Here is a 17350-nt window from a genome sequence, read left to right as displayed (position 1 = left end):
GTTCTGATCGTATCCAACATCGTAGGTTACTGTCACGGTTGATGCTGTGTAGTCTCCATCGAAGTAGCTAAGTGATCCTCCTGTGAAGGGTAGGCTATCAATGATGATGCCGTCGCTTGATGCCCAGTTGCTCCAACTACCGTTGTAGTTGGCATTTCCGTTTTGTGCGCGTACATTTACATAGTATTGTTTTCCTTCATCAAGTGTAACGCTTTGAGTTATGTCGGTGAGTGTTGTTTTTGTTCTGTTTACTATCGATTCAAATCCGGGGTCGGGGTATTGAGCTGTTCCTATTGAGTATTCGTAGAGAATGATATCCGATTCATTGTCTTCGAATTGCCAAGTGGCGTGGAAGGTTGTTTTTGTTTGCTGCCATGTTCCATCGTCTAAGACGAAGAGTGCTACGGGCGGTGTTGGGTCTATGTAGAGTATTCCATCTGATGATGCGATGTTTCCCACTAATCCAAAGGAATCATAAGCGCGCACTTTCCAGTAGTAGATTGTCTGAGTGGTTGCATTGATAGTTACGTTTGCGGAGTTATTGGTGGTTGGTGTCCAGTCAATGATGACGGTTCCATCACTCTCTTCTATTCTGTATTCATAGTAGGTGAAGTCCGGATTAGAGCTGAGGTTTGTCCACGTCGCGCTGAGGTTCTTTGAATTCGTAAGGTCTCCAAAGTCATTGACAAAAGTTATTTCAAGGGAGTCTGTGGGAAGAGTGATGGTGGTGGTAAGGTTGCGTGAGGTGTTTTCTCCTTGTGCGTTTTTTGCTACTGCGTAAATGGTGTTAGTTCCTGCCCAGATGGGAAGTGTCGCGTTAAACCACCTGTTAGGCACTTCTTCGTTATAGATGGTTACAGTCTCACCGATGGAAACATTACTCTCAAGGGGTGGGTAGGTAACGAAGTAGGGGTCTTGTCCTACGGGGTTGATGATTGAGGTGATGTTATATCGTTTGAAGTGTGTTGTGTTGTGTCCTGAAAATTCAATGTACTTTCCTGCGTAGGTTGCGTTATTGAGTCCTGCGTCGTAATCTGTTTCTTTGAATCTAATAAGCGTGTCTCCTTTTGTTGCTGCAATAGTTACTTGCGTTGTTGTAAGTGGTGTTGAGGTACTTGAGAAGTTTGCAGTTGTTGCTGATGAGTTAACAACAGTTTGTTTTCTTGATCCCTCGCTGTTCTCTGAAAAAATGAATACTTGAAGATCAGGCGAGTTATCCAAGACGTATCCGTATATTTGCAACGAGGTGATGTTGAAATAACTCGTGTTAAGGTCTTCGAGAATTGGTGATGCGGGGTTTGCTGTTCCTTGTGAGTTTGCTGTTCGTACAATCCAGTCTTGTGCTGCAAGGCCTGCGTTTCCTGCTTTATCAGTTCCCCATGCTGAGATGGAGTTGTTTCCTACATAGAGATCCACATCATCAAATCTGAAATACCCATTGGGAAAGGGAGCATCGAAGATTGATACTTGTACTCCCGGAGAGATCGCAACTTCAAGTCCGGGATCGATGACAACGCGAATCTCGTTTCCTGTTCTGTTAACTTGTGTGACGTTGTACCGTGTGAAGTATGTTTTGTTGTGATTTGAGAATTCTAAGTAGCGGTTGTTTGCATTGTTAAGCGCATTTTCTACTGCTGCGCTCCAGTTAAGGAATACGACAGTGTCATTAACTGCAGCGGCGTACGTTACTACTTCGGTGTTGAGTACGGTGTTTGAGGTTTGGTTAGAGACGTTTGTTGTGACGTTGAAGGTGAAATCGCTTGATTGGTTGAGTACGACTACGGTAACATTTACCATAGGGTCGTTTTCAAAGTATCCTGCGATGGTGGTTGTGGTATCATTGGTGTTTTTTGATCCCTTAACGAGTATTTGCGGGTAGAGGATGGGTGCTTGAGGAGGCGTTGCGTCATAGATAAATGATTGATTTGTTGCGATAAATCCTATGTTTGGGAAGAGGTAGTCGTCTGTACATTGTACGTTCCAGATGTAGTTTCCTTCGTTTAAACTAACGTTGGTAAAATTATTTTGAACCCCTTCTGATATGGTGGTGTTTGTAAGTGTGGTGATGAGAGCTCCTGTATTTGACCACACGTAGAGTGTACATGAGGCGATGCTTGCTCCGCTATAGACGTTGCTTTGATCCGTTGGCGTGTAGAAGAAATCAGTATCTGCACTCACGAGGATTGGCGAGTCTAATGTTCCGTTGGGAGGTGTTACGTCACACTCAACGCTAGGCGTAAGTTCAACTGCTTGTAATGATGGGTTGGTGTAGTTGTTTCCGATGTTATTTACACACAGGGAGAGTCCTGTAACGGACGTGAGGTTGATGGTTCCTGTGGTGATGCGGTTGTTGTAGAAAAACACGTTGCTACTTTGTGGATTGTACGTGATGATACTTGGTTGTGCACTTGATGAGAAGGTGTTTTGTGTTGCGTTGATGTTGTTTCCAAAAAGGTGGAGCGCAAGAAGTGCTCCGGTTGAAAGGGTGTTTCCTATAAGATCTATGGTGACGTTGTTGAGGTAGATTCCTTTGTTGAAGGTGCTGTTGATGATTTTGTTTCCTGCTGTGTTGGGGTTGGTAAGGTTAATGGCCGCAACTCCATTAGGCAAGGTGATGGTAATGTTTTCTGCAACCACGGCTGCTGTTGCGTTAGAGAGAATTCCTGTTGCATATCCTGTTCCTTGTATGGTGGTGTCCTGTATGGTGAGACTTGCTCCAGAAGCTATGTTTATTGCTGCGGTGTTAGGAGTGAAGGTATCCGTGTTACTGATGATGCAGTTCCTAATCGTTGTTGATGATGCGTAGGAGGTAAGATTGATTGCAAGATCTGCTTCCTTGATACTCCACCCCTTACAGTCGAGTGTGATTCCGGATGCGTTGATGGTAAGAGCAGGGTTTGCATTGGTACAAGTTAGATCTTGTGTGAGATTGTATTGTTCGTTGGAAATGTTGAGTATTGCACTGCAATTATTGTTTCCTAGTGTTGCAAAACCTGTTATACTGGGTCCGAAGAAAATTGCTGATCCTATGAGTGCTATGACTAGTGTGGTGAAGAGTGCAAGAGTTCCTAGTTCTCCTTTGGTATACATTGCTGTAGTCATAGCTCTTCGAGTTTGCTTTGTTTTTGAGAATACCTCTTTACAGATTTGTTGAGGTTTTCTTCGTTAAGATCTATTTTTGAAGCTTTTGCCTTGATCTCTTTGACAAGAGTATCATCTGAGGAGAGTTTAGAGTCCTCTATTTTTTTGAGAAGAATTCCTTCATCGGTGATGGTGTACACCCAGAAGGCTGCGCCTGCTTCTATGCCTAGTTCTTGTCGTACATCCTTGGGGATGACGATTTGTCCTCTGTTATCCGCTTGGACAACCTTTGGGTATTTCCGCATTTCTTTCTTATTTTCAGTGAAAATTAAAAGATAATCAGAGAGAACATCTGATTTTTTGCATAGCTGAACGATTTTCAGATGTTCTTCTCCGAATATCTACCAAAGTTTCTGAAAGTCAGAGAACAAGGCTTTATAAATGTTTGTAAAATGAGTAGTGTAATGATCATTGTTATTACCGGAACACCCGGGACAGGAAAAACAACCCTTGCAAAAGCGCTTGCAACACGTCTTGATATAGAGTATATTTCAGACAAGCACATTATTGACAAATACGACCTTGCAGAAGGTTTTGACAATGAGCGCAACGCAGCAATTATAGATGAAGAGCGATTCGCACAAGCGCTTGAACAAGAAACACGCGATAAAAATGCAGTAATTGACTCACATCTCTCCCATTTTATTGATCCCGCAAAGGTTGATTTGTGTATTGTTACAACCTGTGAGCTAGGAACGCTCAAAAAGCGCTTGCAACTGCGCGATTATTCAGATCAGAAAATCAGAGAGAACTTAGATGCGCAGATTTTTGAGACTTGTTTTTTTGAAGCACAAGAACTCGGACATAATGTGTTAGAAATCAATACTGAAAGTCAGATCGATCTTTTGGTTGAAGAAATACTTGAAGAAATCAAGAAACAAGAAACAACAAAAAATTGCGATATTTAAGATAGTGTTCTGTTATTGTCATCAACCGTTCTCCAAGTCTTTGTAGCAGCACTTTGCAAAATCACAAACGAACCGGCGCCGAAGCGTTAAGTACTTTTCAAAAAAGAAAAAACTGCAAACAAAACTCAACAAACAAGACATAACAACCACATCAGAACATAACAAATACACCAGAAAACAGAGGTGAACTAAAAGAAGAAAAAACGTGAAAAAAATGCACAAAAATATTCAAAAATATTCAAAAAATTAAACAACCAGAGTTACTCTAGTTGTTCGGATGTTAAAACAGCAACTCTGTTTGAATTCTCGCCCGGCTCAGCAGCAACAACGACTTTTACCCTGTTTTTCTCTGCGGATTCGATAATATCTTTGTCAGGGACACCATCCATAATTATTGCGTGAACACCGCTTCCTAGGCTTTTAACCGTTGCTGCAAGTTCAGTGGTGGGAACTTTTCCCAAGATGTTCATCTGATCATCTACAATGTATGCGCCGCGCGTTCCGACAAGGTCTTCTAGCATCTCTTTGAAGCTCTCCTTGTCTTTTGCAGAGAGTTCTGTTTTACGTGAGGAACGTCTTGTATCTCTTTTGTTTTCGCGTTTGTTACTGCCTCTTGAATCATCTCTTCGTTCATCCCTTGTTTTGTGAACTCTTTCTTGGGGCTTGACGTTTGCAAACTCATGTTTTGCTTGTTCTGCAGCAATTTTTGCGCGAAGGCATTTGTGGATCTCTTTTTTGGTGAGCTCTTCCACCTCTTTACCGTCAGGTGCTTTTGTTACGAAGTCAATTTCCGCGGTTTGTAAGAGTGCCTTTACTTGTAAATCGCCTCCGCGATCACCATCAACAAAAACGATCACTGTTTTCTCTTTGCACAAGTCAATCACGGTTTGAGGAACGTTGCTTCCATTCATGCCAACAACGTTTTTGAATCCGTGTTTGAGCATATTGAGAACGTCTGCTCTTCCTTCAACAAGGATAACTTCTTCTGCTTCATCAATTGAAGGTCCTGCTGGAAGTTTGTCTTTTCCGTAGCTAGTAATTTCCATCTGGCGCACGGATTGTGCAACTTCGTCAGAGAGTTCCTGGCTATCTGGAATGACTTTGTCTTGAAGTTCGCGAAGAAGCGCCTTTGCTCGCTCAATAACTTGTTGTCGTTTTGATACACGAACATCTTCAATGTCAGTAACTTTGATTTTCGCGTTGCAGGGTCCGATCCGCTCTATAACTTCAATTGCTGCGCCAATGATTGCAGTTTCTGCCATATCCAAGCTCGAGGGAATGGTGATTGTTCCGGATGTTTTTCCCCCTTTTGTCTGGGATTGGACCTCTATTCTTCCAATGCGACCGGATCTTTGCAATTCGCGCAGTTCTAGTTCTGTTCCGAGTAAACCTTCTGTTTGACCGAAAACTGCTCCGATGACATCAGGTCTATCGACCACTCCATCAATATCTATTGTTGCATTAATGATGTATTTTGCTGATACTTGGCTGATTTTTGCCATTGTTATCACTTCCGTTTTAGTTATTAGGTGTATTGCTTAACAAACGCTGTTAAGCTAAATCTCTAAGAATATCCTACATACAACATCTACTGGCAAGTTGTACAGATCAGCTGCAACAGGGCGCAAGCCTGTTTGCGATTCTGTTCTTACCGCGAATGTGATGAGTGATGATTCTTAGTGATTTGTGAACCACGAGGGTTCGCTCGCCTTGTAACAGGTGAATATGATGCCTGCGACACTAACTCCCGGGTTCATTGCTTGGCTTTGCCGTACGCTTGACCGAGTACTCTCGTGGCAGGCTGATGCGCACAAGAGTGTCTTGTCTTCCTTGCAACCCACGAGTTGTGGAGCTCTACAAGGACCCATTTGTGCATCTGAGGTAGTATAATCAAATCTCTTTTATAAAGGTTCCTTTATGTTGAAACCTATCGGGGACCAAAAAAATCGGTCCCGTTTAGGAAAGAGGTGTTTGTTACTACTTAATGGGTACTACTAATATATAAAGATTTCTTCAATGTACCCTACAGGTTAGCACAGCTTTAAAAGAGGGCTAAAAAGAATACAGAACATGGGAAAGATCACGAGAGAGAAATTTAAGACCTATGCAAACGTTTTTGACGAATTCACCCGAAGAAATATCTTCAAACTAGCAACGCAAGGTCATTTTGAGGAACTTGAAAGCTCCATCTCGTTAGGAAAGGAGGCCAACATCTTTACCGCGCGAACAAAAGAAGGAGAGCTCAAAATCGTTAAGATCTACCGTCTTGAAAACTGTGACTTCAATAAAATGTTTGATTATATCAAATATGATCCACGGTACTCTTCCATTAAGAAAAGACGAAGAGAGATTATTTTTTCATGGGCGCAAAGAGAATTTAGAAACCTTCTCAAAGCAAGGGAAGCAAATGTACGAGTTCCCACCCCCCACATCTGCTTGCACAACATCATCATCATGGATCTTATCGGAGACAAGCGCGCAGCACCCCAGCTCAAAGACGCAATTCCTCACGACCCTTCAGCGTTTCTTCAAGACACAATCAACGAATACAGAAAACTCCTCAAAGCAGGACTTGTTCATGGCGACCTTTCAGAATTCAACATCCTCAACCACAACGAAAAGCCCGTGTTTATAGACTTCTCTCAAGCAACAACCATAGAATCGCAAAACGCAAAAGAACTTCTTGAGCGCGATGCGAAGAATCTTGCAAGGTTCTTCAACAAGAGAGGTGTTGAAACAAATCAAACGGAAATCTACCAAGCGATAACTTCATAAAGAGCGTGCAAGGAAAGAACAAAAAGGAACAATGGAATTTAGCTATGAACTTAAAGTGCCAAAAGACCGCATCGCAGTACTCATAGGTACAAAAGGTTCAACAAAACGCAAAATAGAACAAATAACCCATGCAAAGATTGACATTGACTCAGACGAAGGCGATGTTATCCTCTCAGGAACCGATTCTTTAGGGTTATTCACTGCAAGAGAAGTGATTCGAGCAATTGCAAGAGGATTCAATCCCGAAATTGCACTGCTCGTTCTCAAACCAGAATACTCTCTTGAAATCATCAACATGCAAGACTTCATTGGAAAGTCAAAGAAAAGTCTTGAACGCGTACGTGCAAGAGTTATTGGAACAGAAGGAAAAACCAGGAAATTCATAGAAGATGCGACCGAAACATACATCGTAATTTATGGAAAAACAATCGGAATTATCGGAGAAATTGAAAAAGTCACTCTTGCGCGCCAAGCAATAGAAACTCTTTTAACGGGAAGTCCTCACGCAGGTGTGTATCGTTGGCTCGATAAAAAAAGAAAAGAAATGAGAAGAGATGAGGTGAGTTTATGACTACAGCAGCTGAACAAATGGCTCAAAAACAGAGAAGTATCTCCGTTGCCGAATTTTTTTCAAAAAATAGACACCTACTTGGTTTTGATAATCCAAGAAAATCTCTTCTCACAACGGTAAAAGAAGCAGTTGATAACGCTCTCGATGCTTGCGAAGAAGCACGCATTCTCCCAGAGATCATTGTTGAAATTATTGACATGGGAACTGATCGGTACCGCGTCATCATAGAAGATAATGGTCCTGGCATTGTAAAAGAACAAATTCCAAACATCTTTGCAAGACTTCTTTATGGCTCTAAATTCCACTCTATGAAGATGAGCAGGGGTCAGCAAGGAATTGGTATTTCCGCTGCGGTAATGTACGGCCAACTCACAACAGGAAGACCTGCGCGCATCACCTCAATAACAGGAAAGGGAAAACAAGCACACTACTACGAGCTTAAAATAGATACGACAACAAACACGCCACAAATTCTCAAAGATGATGTGGTTGAGTGGAACAAGGAACATGGAACGCGCATCGAGATTGATCTTGAAGCCGGCTACTCCAAAGGTGCAACCTCAGTTGATGCTTATCTTAAACAAACAGCAATTGCAAACCCCCACGTCACTATTATTTACACCAATCCAAAAGCGGAACAATTTATTTTTCCTCGCGTAGTTGAAGAGCTCCCCGCAGAAGCGCAAGAAGTAAAACCACATCCTTATGGTGTTGAACTCGGGTTGCTTATGCAAATGGCACATCAGACATCGTCAAGAACAATGTCGGGATTTTTACAACAAGAGTTTTCACGAGTCTCCTCACAAGTAGCAAAGGAGATCTTGCAAAAAGCAGGTGTTCTTGAAAACGCAAAACCTGCTGATCTTACCCGTGAAGCTGCTGAGAAAATCATCCGCGCAATTAAGGATACGAAAATCATGGCGCCTCCCACCGATTGCATTGCGCCAATTGGCGCAGAGGCACTCAAAAAAGGTCTTAAAAAAGAAATCAAAGCAGAATTCTACTGCGCGACAACGCGCCCTCCTGCAGTTTATCGAGGAAGCCCTTTTATTATTGAAGTAGGTCTTGCCTATGGAGGGGAGCTTAAAGGAGACTCTGTTGCAAAAGTATACCGTTTTGCAAATAGAGTGCCATTACAATACCAGCAAGGTGCTTGTGCGTCAACTGCTGCGATAACTCAGACAAATTTCAAAAGTTATGGACTACAACAATCTAAAGGTTCTCTTCCCGTAGGCCCTCTTGCTATTGCCATTCATATCGCGTCTATCTGGGTTCCGTTCACGTCAGAATCAAAAGAAGCTATTGCTCACTATGATGAAATCATCAAAGAGATGAAGCTCGCGCTTCAAGATGCGGGAAGACAACTTGCAAAATATGTCAATAAGAAGAAAAAACTCAAAGGAGAATTACAGAAAAGGTCTTACATTGAAAAATATATCCCTAGTGTTGCACTTGCCATCAAACAAATTTTAGATCTTACCGATGCGCAAAAGGCAGAAATTGAAGAGCGTCTCAAAGGGATAATGGAATCATCACGTGGAGAAATTAAAAATATCGCTGATACAAATGAAGAGTATGATGAAGAATTCGCAAAAATTGGAAAAGAGGACGAAGAGTCTTCTGATGATGAGGATGATGAACAATGAAAGAAACTCTTAAGAAAATCCAAGGAACTGCTCAACGCGTACTTTCAAGCATTGAACACCAAGAAGCACCCGTTCTTACCTTTCCCATTCGGTCACTTTCAAACGTTGAGTATAATGAAAAGGAGGGGTACTTCAAGATTCTCAACAAAGTTAAGGAGAGAAAACTCACGGCGAACACGATTAAAACATTTGCACAGACCCTTCTTTTAATGAATGAGTCTAAGAAAATCATTGAAACAGATGATATTATGACAAAAAGAGAGGCGTATTACGTCTCAAAGAATTGGGGGGATGCGAAGTTTAACGAACAACCAGAGTCAGATGCCGTGATGGACGATATTGAAGCTATGATGCGTACGCAAAGAGAACAAATCGGATTCATTCCTGAAGAGGATGGCGGGGCTGTTGCGGGCGCAATCACCATTATTGAAAAAGATCCTGAGACGGGAGAAGATATTGAAATTGATTGTACTAAATTCGCTTCGGGCGCGTACAACATTCCCAACCAAGTAGAAGGTTTGAAATTCAAGACTAACGCAAAATTTGTCCTCGCAATTGAAACTGCGGGTATGTTTCAACGTTTAGTCAAGCACAAGTATTGGAAGAGTGCTAATTGTATTCTTGTTTCACTCAAGGGAGTTCCTTCACGCGCGACAAGAAGGTTTATCCGAAAACTTGCTGATGAGAATAAGCTTGACGTCTTTGTCTTTACTGATGGGGATCCTTATGGATACCTTAACATTTATCGTACTCTTAAAGTGGGCTCAGGAAACGCTGCGCACATCAATGAATTCTTTTGTGTTCCCAACGCGAAATTCATAGGAGTTACTCCTCAAGATATCATTGATTATAAACTTCCCACACATCCGCTCAAAGATATTGATATTAAAAGGCTTAAAGACGGTATGAAAAACGATCCCTTCGTTAAGCATCACAAAGAGTGGGAAAAAGCACTCAAACAAATGGCAACGCTCAAGAAAAGAGCAGAGCAGCAAGCATTTGCAAGTCATGATCTTAACTATGTTATTAGCACCTATCTTCCAGATAAGCTCAAAGACCATTCTAAATGGCTTCCTTAAACGTTTTTAAGAATGCAGAGGAGTAAGAGACGCGTGAAGTTCGCACTTATCGCACTTAATTTTATAAAGGACTGTTTTTCTTCTTGCTCCTATTAGGCGCCTGTAGCTCAGCCTGGATAGAGCAGCAGCCTTCTAAGCTGAAGGTCGAGGGTTCGAATCCCTTCAGGCGCGTTTGCCTTAAGGATTCGAAAAATGCATACAAGGCTCCTTGAGGTATGGTGAGTAGGTTAATTATTGGCGGCGTGGCCAAGTGGCTAAGGCAAGAGGCTGCAACCCTCTGATCCCCAGTTCGAATCTGGGCGTCGCCTCCTTTTTTACTTCTTCACTGGGGAAAGGGTTATTAACACCTCTTGACTTACACCACGTTATGGCTTGTGATATGTGTGGTAAAAATGCCTCTACTCGACCTGCGCTTGTAGAAGGCGTGGAATTACAGGTGTGTTCTCAATGTGCAAAGTTTGGTAAACCCGTTGAGAAAAAACAAGTTGTTAAAAAGCAACCGCGTCGTTTTGAAGAACCTCAAGAAACTCTTGTGCCAGATTACTCCGCACGTATTAAACGTGCGAGGGAGAGCAGAGGTCTTACACAGCGATCGCTTGCAATCCAACTTGCGCAAAAGGAAAGCGTCATTCACAATATTGAATCAGGGTCTCTTATTCCTAGTATTGATCTTGCAAAGAAGATTGAAAAACATTTGGGCATTGTTCTTCTTGAAATCGTTAAACCAGTTGTTCTTGAAAAAGAAAAAACAGACAAAACTAGTTCTCAAGGGCTCACTATTGGGGATGTTCTTAAAGAAAAATTAGGAAAGCTGTGATTGTAATTCTTCTAAACTGGTGAAGGACTCGAATTTTTTATCATTGACAATGAGGGTTGGAGTACTTCTAACCTTAAAGAGTTCTTTAAGGGCAGTAAGTGCTGGGTTGTCTATGTTGATATCAAAAGAGTAAATGGAAATATCAGGTCTTGTTCTATGCAAGTACGTAAGAATCGTTCCTTGTTCTGAGCACTTATCACAGTCTCCTTCATTTGAGTAGAAGTAAAGAATAAGATCGGTGTTTGTGGAGCATTGTTCTTTTACTTGTCTCATGAGTAACCAGTGGCGGATTTCAAGTAAGTGATAGAATTCTTTAAGTTCAATAACTTGAGGGTCTTTTGGTCCTCTTTGGGATTCCATGAAGTCAAGGCGCGATCCTATTTCAAAGAGTTCTTTAATGAGTGCCGTTGAGTTACTGGCTGCGCAGGGTTCTTGTTCAAGGATTTGGTATTGTAATTCAGATCCGAGTGTTGAGAGACGAATATCATTTTCAAGATCTCCTATGCTTTCAAGTTTTTGATCTGAGAGGTATGATCCAAACCAAAGTCCTGAGAAGAAGAGAAGTGTTGCTATGGCAAACGCTGCGATGTATTGGTGTGTGTGCGGTTCTCTTGGATTCATAAGTCTCTTCCCCCCCAGCGTATTTTTTTCCCAGTGATACGATAGTACATCGCAATAATCCACCAGAAGCTAAAGAGCAGGAGGTACGTGAACATAAAGTAAATGTAGGAGATTTTAAGTTTTTGCTTTTCCTGGGAGAGTTTTTTTGCAATGAGGACTGTTGTGATTGCAAGTGCGATTGCAATAATACTTAAGATGAAAAGCGGGTCAATGGAGATGTAGAAGAGTTGAGGTTTTTGGAGGAGCGAGAGCAGGTCAAAATTGATTGCGCGAAGATCTTGGAATGCTTGAAAGCTGTGACCTATGAACCGTATGGTTCCCCAGGTGACGACTATGACTGCAAGGAGAACGGAGAGGAATGATGAAGGAAGGATGAAAAGGCCAAGATTACCGTATTTTTTTGAGAAGAGGTGTGAGTAGTTAAGAACATTGTCTATGAATCCTTTGTACCAGCGAAGTCTTTGGCGAAGAAGTGCTTTGAAGTTTGAAACACCCATGGTGTAGACTGATGCGTTTATGGCGTTTTCTATGAGGTAGTGGTGTGATTGTATGCGAAGTGCTATTTCAATGTCTTCTGTGAGGTTGTGATTGTCGTATCCACCGTATTTGTCAAAGAATTTTTTTCGATAAATCGTGAATGGTCCGGGTGTGACGTGGATGGATCCTAAGAATGCAAATGCTTTTCTTAGGTAGACGCCCATAAGAAATTCTATTGCTTGTACTCTTTGAAGAATTGTTTTTGGATGATATACTTTTAGTGAGGGGGTTACCGCCATGACTTTGGGATTGTCAAAGTACCCCATCATCTCTTTAAGTGCGTTTGGTTCTACAAAAGAGTCTACGTCCAGGCATCCAAAAAGCTCGCCTTTTGCGTGTTTGAGGGCGTTGTTAAGAGCATCTCCTTTTCCTGCGTTTTTTTGAGTAAGTACGCGCACGCCTTTCTTTTCATAACTTTTTGCTATGCGAAGAGTGTCATCTGTTGAGCCATCATCAACGATGATAATGTCTAGTTTTTCTCGTGGATAATCCAGTGCGAGAAGAGAGTCCACCGTTCTTCTTAGGTATTTTGCACCGTTGTATACAGGAACTGCTATGGTTACGGTGTAGAGTTTTTTTGCTGGGGGGTTTTTGAGTCTGTGTCTGTTTTCAAAATAGGTAAGAAGAAAAAAACAGGTGAGAAAAAGACTGATGTAGGTGACGATGTAGATAAAGAGGTTGTTCATTGTATTTCGTAGAGGTCATATCCTCCTTTGCTATAAATCTTTTTGAAAGTATTCTTATCTCGCAGGATGAAGAGGAGTCCTTCTCCATCTCTGTACCAGATTTGTCCGTTTTTCATATGTGGCGTTATGAGGATGTGCGTGATTCCTGCGCTTTTAATGAGAGCCACACCTTCTTCAAAGTTTCTTTCATTGAAGAGTAAATCACTTACTTTTAGTTTGAATCGAGGATCTGATGATGATGTAACATAGGTTGTGGTGTATGCCTTGCGGTCTGCGATTGATTCTATGAGATACCCGTTTTGGGGGTGTGAGAAGATCACTGCGTTGGGAGGGGTTTTTTCTTTTGCAAAGGAGAGTGCGTCAAGTGCTGCTTGGTCTGGAAGATAAGTATATGCGCGGTCAAGATACGCAAGTTGTGTGAAGAGGAGTCCGCAGATAAGTGCGCAGATACCAACATAGTAGAAAAAGGGAGATTCCCATTTTTGTGTGAGTAAGTGGTGAAGCGACCATGCGGCGTAGGGAAGTAGGAGAAATGTTGCAAGCGCAATTGCGAAATCCCCTAAGTAGGGTGTAAGTGCAAAGGAGAGTATTGTGAGTGCGAAGACTACTTGGCTGGATCTGTGTTTTGACCAAAGACGCCAAATCGCAAATGCTGCAAGTGTGATGAAAAACACACCCACGCCTCTTTTAGCTCCTAGTTCAACAAAGAGAGAGGAGAGGGATAATTGTTCAGCGTAGTACGAGTAGAAAAGCGGTGCTTTTGAGAGTAGTGCTGTGAGCAGCCCTGTGCTTCCTGTGAGAAGAAGTGTTTTTTTTGAATCCTTCCACCCTTTAGTGAACACAGCGTAGGTGGTAAGCACGAGAATTCCCAGGAGTGTGTGCGCTATGCTTGCCGTTGAATAAGCTGCGAAAACGAGTAGGGTTGGAATGGTTTTTTGTTTTTTGAAAAAGTAGAGTGCTGCAAGAAGGAGTGCTATGAAGAGGAGAACTTGCGCATCGTAAAGTGCTGCTCCTACGGTGATGGGTGTAAGGAAGAGGAGGAATGTGCAGAGTATTCTAAAAAGGGGTTTTTTCTCTTTGAGTAGTGCGAAGGTGAGGAAGAGTATTGTTGCAAAGAGAAGAATTCCCAGCAATCTTTGTGAGGGGATGAATTTGAGAATGCTGTGATAGAGGTTTGGTTCTATGACAGGGTCTCTGTTGAATTTGAGGTCCGAGAGGACATCTTGGTGGAGTAGTTGTTCTGTGCTTAGTGAAGAAGGAAGTGTTGAGAAGACAAACAGAGGTATGATAAAGGTAGGTAGGGTGAGAAGATAGCACAAAATGGTGAAAAGGGTTTCTTTTTTCATTGTGTTGTGCACCTCACTTCGTAGAGGATAATTGATGTGTTTGATATGAGTTTAAAGCAGTCGTCAAGATAACTGTTAAGACCGTATTTTTTAACGTCTTCATCAAAGTAGAGTATGTGTGTTGCGGAATATCGCTCAAGAAATGGTAGTGCTTGTGATGCAAAGGAGCTTGAATAGATGTTGTCAATGTCTTGCACTACGAAATCAGAGTTGTCTACGAAGAGGAAGTTGGAGTCTGCTGCAACAGGTCTTTTGGTGATAAAGGCAACTGCATGCGCTTTGTCAAGAGTTGTCATGATGGTTGCGTTTTGAGGTAGGGGAAGTGTTGCGAGGTCTGTTTTCTCTTGTGTTGTGAGGAGCGGTTCTTTGTGCAGTGTGAGCGTGGGAACAACTGATGTTGCAAGGAATGCAATGAAAATAAGCGTTAGGAGTGCATAGGAGAGAGTTTTTGATTTTAGTGCTTTGAGTTGTGTGTTAAGAAGGCCTATTCCTTGCGCAAAGAGTATGCTTATTACGAGTCCTAAAAGAGGTATTCCTTGTTCTGCTGTGAGAAGTCTTGCAAATAGAAGGGTGATGATGACAAGAACTATGCTGAAGAGAAAGATGTCTTCGCGTTTTGCTCTACTTACGTAGTGGTATGCTGCATATGCTCCTAGTAAAGCAGGAATGAATCCTACTAAGGTGAGGAGTGTGAGGATGTGTTGGTCAAAAAACACATTTGGGAGATATGTTTGGGGTAGGTTAGAGTAGATAAGAGAGATGCCATGGAAGAAGAGTGCTTTTTTGTAGATGATGAGTTGTAGCCAGATGATGAGTGCTGTGCTGAAGATGTACACTTCCCGGTCGCGTTTGAGATACTTCTTGTGGGATGAGATGAGCAGGTAGGCAGTAAAGGATAGTGCGTAGATGAGTGAGAGCGGGCTCGTCAGCGCGAAGAGTGTGAGTGTTGTTGCGTAGAGGTATTGGTGTTGAGGTAGTCGAAAAAACAGCGCAATGCAGGAGAGGAAGAGGAAGAAGGTGAAGAGAAGGGGAGATGTTTCAGAGGTGAGTTGCATAAGTGAGGGAATGAACATCGCAGTTATTGCCGCAATAAGGGAGAGTTTGCGCGAGTGTGTAAGGTCAAAAGTGATGATGCCTACAAGGACGATACATCCTGCAAGAAGTAGTACTGTGATGAAGTGAAGTGCAGACTGGCCAAAAAGAGCGTAAAATGGTGCTACAAAGTAGTGGAAGATGAAGAGGCCGGTTAGTTCTCTTCCTTGGTAGCTTTGCGCATCTATTGAAGAGATATGTCCGTTTTGTGCAATGGTGGAGATGATTCTTTCATGAAAGTAGGATGAATCTTTGGTGTAATCAGCAGCAGGAGGAAACGCGAGGCTGAATATCATGGCTGCTATGCCGATGAGGAATAGTCCGTAGAGGAGCCTTTTGTCCATGCGTTCTTTTCCCAATCATCCCTTTATATACTTTGAGCTAAAGGTTTTTAAACGTTTAAACTGCGTGATAGGTATGCATTCTTCGCAGGTTTCCACAGGATCAGAAGTTATGGATGAACTGCTTCAGGGCGGTTTTGAGAGGGATATTATTACCACTTTGTATGGTCCTGCGGGATCAGGGAAGACAAATATTTGTCAGCTTTTTGCTCTGAGTGTGGTAAGATCGGGGAAAAAAGTTATTTTTATTGATACGGAGGGTGGTTTTAGTGTTGAGCGTATGAAGCAAATTGCTCCGGAGAATACGCCGGATGTTCTTAAGAGAATTATTTTTCTTACTCCGCATACGTTTGATGAGCAAAGAAATGCTTTTGAGAAGTTGGATCGTTTGATGTCTGAGGAGATTGGTGCGATTATTGTTGATACTATTTCTATGTTGTATCGTTTAGAGATGGGTAAGAGTGATGATGTGTATAAGGTGAATCGGGAGTTGGGTTTTCAAATTGCGTATCTGACGGAAATTGCAAGAAAGCATAAGATTCCTGTGATTATTAGTAATCAAGTATATGCTAATTTTGAGGATAGGACTCGTACGAACATGGTCGGAGGGGATATTCTTAAGTATGGTTCTAAGTGTTTGATCGAGCTTTGCGTACATTCCGGGTTTAGAACTGCTATTCTTAGAAAACACAGGTTTCTTCCGGAGGGAAGAAGTATTGCATTTAGAATTGAGAATGAAGGATTGAAAAAAATTGAGAAGAACGGCTCTTCTTAGCCGTTCCTTGTGTTCCAAAAGGAGTTTAGTCGTTGAGGAATTCTTCGACTTTGATTTCCATTTGGTCCTCTGAGGTGATTTTTCCCCATTTGAGCAGTAGTTCTCGTGCGAGGAGGTAGAAGAAGAGACCTAATGCTTTTCTTCCTTTGTTGTTGCAGGGTACGACGAGATCTATGTTGTTTGCCGTGTTGTTGGTATCGCAAAGTGCTACGATGGGGATTCCTGCTTTGACTGCGTCTTGAATTGCGTTTCTGTCAGGCCATGCGTCTACGACGAGCATGACTTTTGCTTCAATGAAGTTTCTTAGTGCTGTGTTGGTGAGTATGCCTGGAGGGTATCTGCCGGGAAAGACTCTTGCTCCTGTGAGTTTTGAGAAGAGACGTAGTGGTTTCCATGCGTTTTCTCTTCTTCCTACTACGATGATTTCTTCTGGTTTGAATTGTGAGAGGAAGTTTGCTGCAAGAGCTATGCGCTCATCAATTTTTTGTAGGTTGAGTACGTAGAGTCCATCTGGTCGTATTTTGTAGATGAAGTCCTTCATGTAGTTGGACTTGAATTTTGTTCCGATGTGGATTCCTGCTTTGAGGTAGGTGTCAATGGGTACTAGCATGGTGTTTGAGGATGTTTCTATTTCTGTCATTTTAGTCTATACTCTTCATAGTAGAACTTAGCTGTCTACTACGATTTTATCGCCCTCGTAGTGTGCGTAGAGTCCCAGAAAGGTGTTTCTGGCTATCCTCTATGCAAGGCTCTGTGTGCAAACCCTTGCTTGTAGTATATAAATATTTATTATTTTCAATATGGAACGTAAATGATCAGGGCATACTCCCACACTACAAGTATACCTGCAAACAACAAGGTTAACGATCCACCCAGAACAAAAGTGTGAAGAACCAACAGGAAAGAACAATGCAAGAACAAAAATTAAACCCCTCTATGCTGCACCTTATACGAACGGTTCTATTGCGGGGGTGGAGGAGGAATATCCTCGTCAAGATCATCGCTTTGAGACTCC

The 17350-nt window shown here is 42.2% G+C and carries 15 protein-coding genes and 2 tRNA genes; 9 read left to right on the top strand and 8 right to left on the bottom strand.

Annotated features, from left to right (window positions below):
• A partial coding sequence (locus D6774_00610; protein ID RME78617.1) for a right-handed parallel beta-helix repeat-containing protein occupies nucleotides 1-3102 on the bottom strand: 3102 nt, incomplete at its 3' end.
• Nucleotides 3099-3386: an AbrB/MazE/SpoVT family DNA-binding domain-containing protein gene (locus tag D6774_00605; GenBank protein RME78616.1), complete on the bottom strand. Its 288-nt coding sequence runs from the start codon at nucleotides 3384-3386 to the stop codon at nucleotides 3099-3101. The genes D6774_00605 and D6774_00610, both read right to left, overlap by 4 nt.
• Nucleotides 3387-3464: 78 nt before the next feature.
• On the opposite strand from D6774_00605, the gene D6774_00600 reads away from it, so the two are divergent.
• Complete coding sequence (locus D6774_00600; GenBank protein RME78615.1) at nucleotides 3465-4049, top strand: AAA family ATPase; 585 nt, start codon at nucleotides 3465-3467, stop codon at nucleotides 4047-4049.
• Between the two features lie 260 nt (nucleotides 4050-4309).
• Here the strand turns inward: D6774_00600 and D6774_00595 are convergent, their stop codons facing one another.
• Nucleotides 4310-5551, bottom strand: coding sequence for a DNA primase (locus D6774_00595; GenBank protein ID RME78614.1), 1242 nt, complete (start codon nucleotides 5549-5551; stop codon nucleotides 4310-4312).
• A 568-nt stretch (nucleotides 5552-6119) separates the two neighbouring features.
• On the opposite strand from D6774_00595, the gene D6774_00590 reads away from it, so the two are divergent.
• From D6774_00590 to D6774_00560, 7 genes are all read left to right on the top strand, one after another.
• Entirely contained in the window at nucleotides 6120-6824 is a 705-nt protein-coding gene (locus D6774_00590; GenBank protein ID RME78613.1) for a serine protein kinase RIO, read from the top strand.
• Nucleotides 6825-6855: 31 nt separating this feature from the next.
• Nucleotides 6856-7395, top strand: a complete 540-nt coding sequence (locus tag D6774_00585; protein ID RME78612.1) for an RNA-processing protein — start codon at nucleotides 6856-6858, stop codon at nucleotides 7393-7395.
• Entirely contained in the window at nucleotides 7392-9041 is a 1650-nt protein-coding gene (locus D6774_00580) for a DNA topoisomerase VI subunit B (protein ID RME78611.1), read from the top strand. Before D6774_00585 ends, D6774_00580 begins: the two co-directional genes overlap by 4 nt.
• The gene (locus D6774_00575) at nucleotides 9038-10120 is read left to right on the top strand and encodes a DNA topoisomerase VI (protein RME78610.1); all 1083 of its coding nucleotides are present in this window, start codon (nucleotides 9038-9040) and stop codon (nucleotides 10118-10120) included. Before D6774_00580 ends, D6774_00575 begins: the two co-directional genes overlap by 4 nt.
• Before the next feature lie 96 nt (nucleotides 10121-10216).
• Nucleotides 10217-10291, top strand: a tRNA-Arg gene (locus tag D6774_00570).
• A gap of 65 nt (nucleotides 10292-10356) precedes the next feature.
• Nucleotides 10357-10428: transfer RNA gene (locus tag D6774_00565), tRNA-Cys, on the top strand.
• Between the two features lie 59 nt (nucleotides 10429-10487).
• Nucleotides 10488-10937, top strand: coding sequence for a TIGR00270 family protein (locus D6774_00560; GenBank protein ID RME78609.1), 450 nt, complete (start codon nucleotides 10488-10490; stop codon nucleotides 10935-10937).
• On the opposite strand, the gene D6774_00555 is transcribed toward D6774_00560, so the two are convergent.
• From D6774_00555 to D6774_00540, 4 genes are read right to left on the bottom strand one after another with little or no spacing between them, the layout of a single operon-like run.
• A complete protein-coding gene (locus D6774_00555) occupies nucleotides 10923-11558 on the bottom strand; it encodes a hypothetical protein (protein RME78608.1) in 636 nt (211 codons plus the stop codon). The genes D6774_00560 and D6774_00555 overlap by 15 nt on opposite strands.
• A complete protein-coding gene (locus tag D6774_00550; GenBank protein RME78607.1) occupies nucleotides 11555-12781 on the bottom strand; it encodes a glycosyltransferase family 2 protein in 1227 nt (408 codons plus the stop codon). The genes D6774_00555 and D6774_00550 overlap by 4 nt, the downstream gene beginning before the upstream one ends.
• Nucleotides 12778-14127: a hypothetical protein gene (locus tag D6774_00545; protein RME78606.1), complete on the bottom strand. Its 1350-nt coding sequence runs from the start codon at nucleotides 14125-14127 to the stop codon at nucleotides 12778-12780. The genes D6774_00550 and D6774_00545 overlap by 4 nt, the downstream gene beginning before the upstream one ends.
• Nucleotides 14124-15563, bottom strand: a complete 1440-nt coding sequence (locus tag D6774_00540) for a hypothetical protein (GenBank protein ID RME78605.1) — start codon at nucleotides 15561-15563, stop codon at nucleotides 14124-14126. The genes D6774_00545 and D6774_00540 overlap by 4 nt, the downstream gene beginning before the upstream one ends.
• Here D6774_00540 and radB point away from each other — a divergent pair.
• Complete coding sequence (radB, locus tag D6774_00535) at nucleotides 15562-16335, top strand: DNA repair and recombination protein RadB (protein RME78604.1); 774 nt, start codon at nucleotides 15562-15564, stop codon at nucleotides 16333-16335. The two genes, D6774_00540 and radB, sit on opposite strands and share 2 nt — an antisense overlap.
• Nucleotides 16336-16360: 25 nt before the next feature.
• Here radB and D6774_00530 read toward each other — a convergent pair whose 3' ends face one another.
• A complete protein-coding gene (locus D6774_00530; GenBank protein RME78603.1) occupies nucleotides 16361-16975 on the bottom strand; it encodes a 30S ribosomal protein S2 in 615 nt (204 codons plus the stop codon).
• Nucleotides 16976-17350 lie beyond the last annotated feature (375 nt).

Source organism: Candidatus Woesearchaeota archaeon (genome assembly GCA_003695435.1).
Lineage (GTDB): Archaea > Nanobdellota > Nanobdellia > Woesearchaeales > UBA11576 > J101.
This window is presented reverse-complemented; position numbering and strand designations above follow the sequence as displayed.

Excerpts from the sequence above, each read along its gene's own strand:
- D6774_00605 (RME78616.1), bottom strand. The coding sequence starts at position 3,386 with ATGCGGAAATACCCAAAGGTTGTCCAAGCGGATAACAGAGGACAAATC.
- D6774_00600 (RME78615.1), top strand. The coding sequence starts at position 3,465 with ATGTTCTTCTCCGAATATCTACCAAAGTTTCTGAAAGTCAGAGAACAA.
- D6774_00595 (RME78614.1), bottom strand. The coding sequence starts at position 5,551 with ATGGCAAAAATCAGCCAAGTATCAGCAAAATACATCATTAATGCAACA.
- D6774_00590 (RME78613.1), top strand. The coding sequence starts at position 6,120 with ATGGGAAAGATCACGAGAGAGAAATTTAAGACCTATGCAAACGTTTTT.
- D6774_00585 (RME78612.1), top strand. The coding sequence starts at position 6,856 with ATGGAATTTAGCTATGAACTTAAAGTGCCAAAAGACCGCATCGCAGTA.
- D6774_00580 (RME78611.1), top strand. The coding sequence starts at position 7,392 with ATGACTACAGCAGCTGAACAAATGGCTCAAAAACAGAGAAGTATCTCC.
- D6774_00575 (RME78610.1), top strand. The coding sequence starts at position 9,038 with ATGAAAGAAACTCTTAAGAAAATCCAAGGAACTGCTCAACGCGTACTT.
- D6774_00560 (RME78609.1), top strand. The coding sequence starts at position 10,488 with ATGGCTTGTGATATGTGTGGTAAAAATGCCTCTACTCGACCTGCGCTT.
- D6774_00555 (RME78608.1), bottom strand. The coding sequence starts at position 11,558 with ATGAATCCAAGAGAACCGCACACACACCAATACATCGCAGCGTTTGCC.
- D6774_00550 (RME78607.1), bottom strand. The coding sequence starts at position 12,781 with ATGAACAACCTCTTTATCTACATCGTCACCTACATCAGTCTTTTTCTC.
- D6774_00545 (RME78606.1), bottom strand. The coding sequence starts at position 14,127 with ATGAAAAAAGAAACCCTTTTCACCATTTTGTGCTATCTTCTCACCCTA.
- radB (RME78604.1), top strand. The coding sequence starts at position 15,562 with ATGCGTTCTTTTCCCAATCATCCCTTTATATACTTTGAGCTAAAGGTT.
- D6774_00540 (RME78605.1), bottom strand. The coding sequence starts at position 15,563 with ATGGACAAAAGGCTCCTCTACGGACTATTCCTCATCGGCATAGCAGCC.
- D6774_00530 (RME78603.1), bottom strand. The coding sequence starts at position 16,975 with ATGACAGAAATAGAAACATCCTCAAACACCATGCTAGTACCCATTGAC.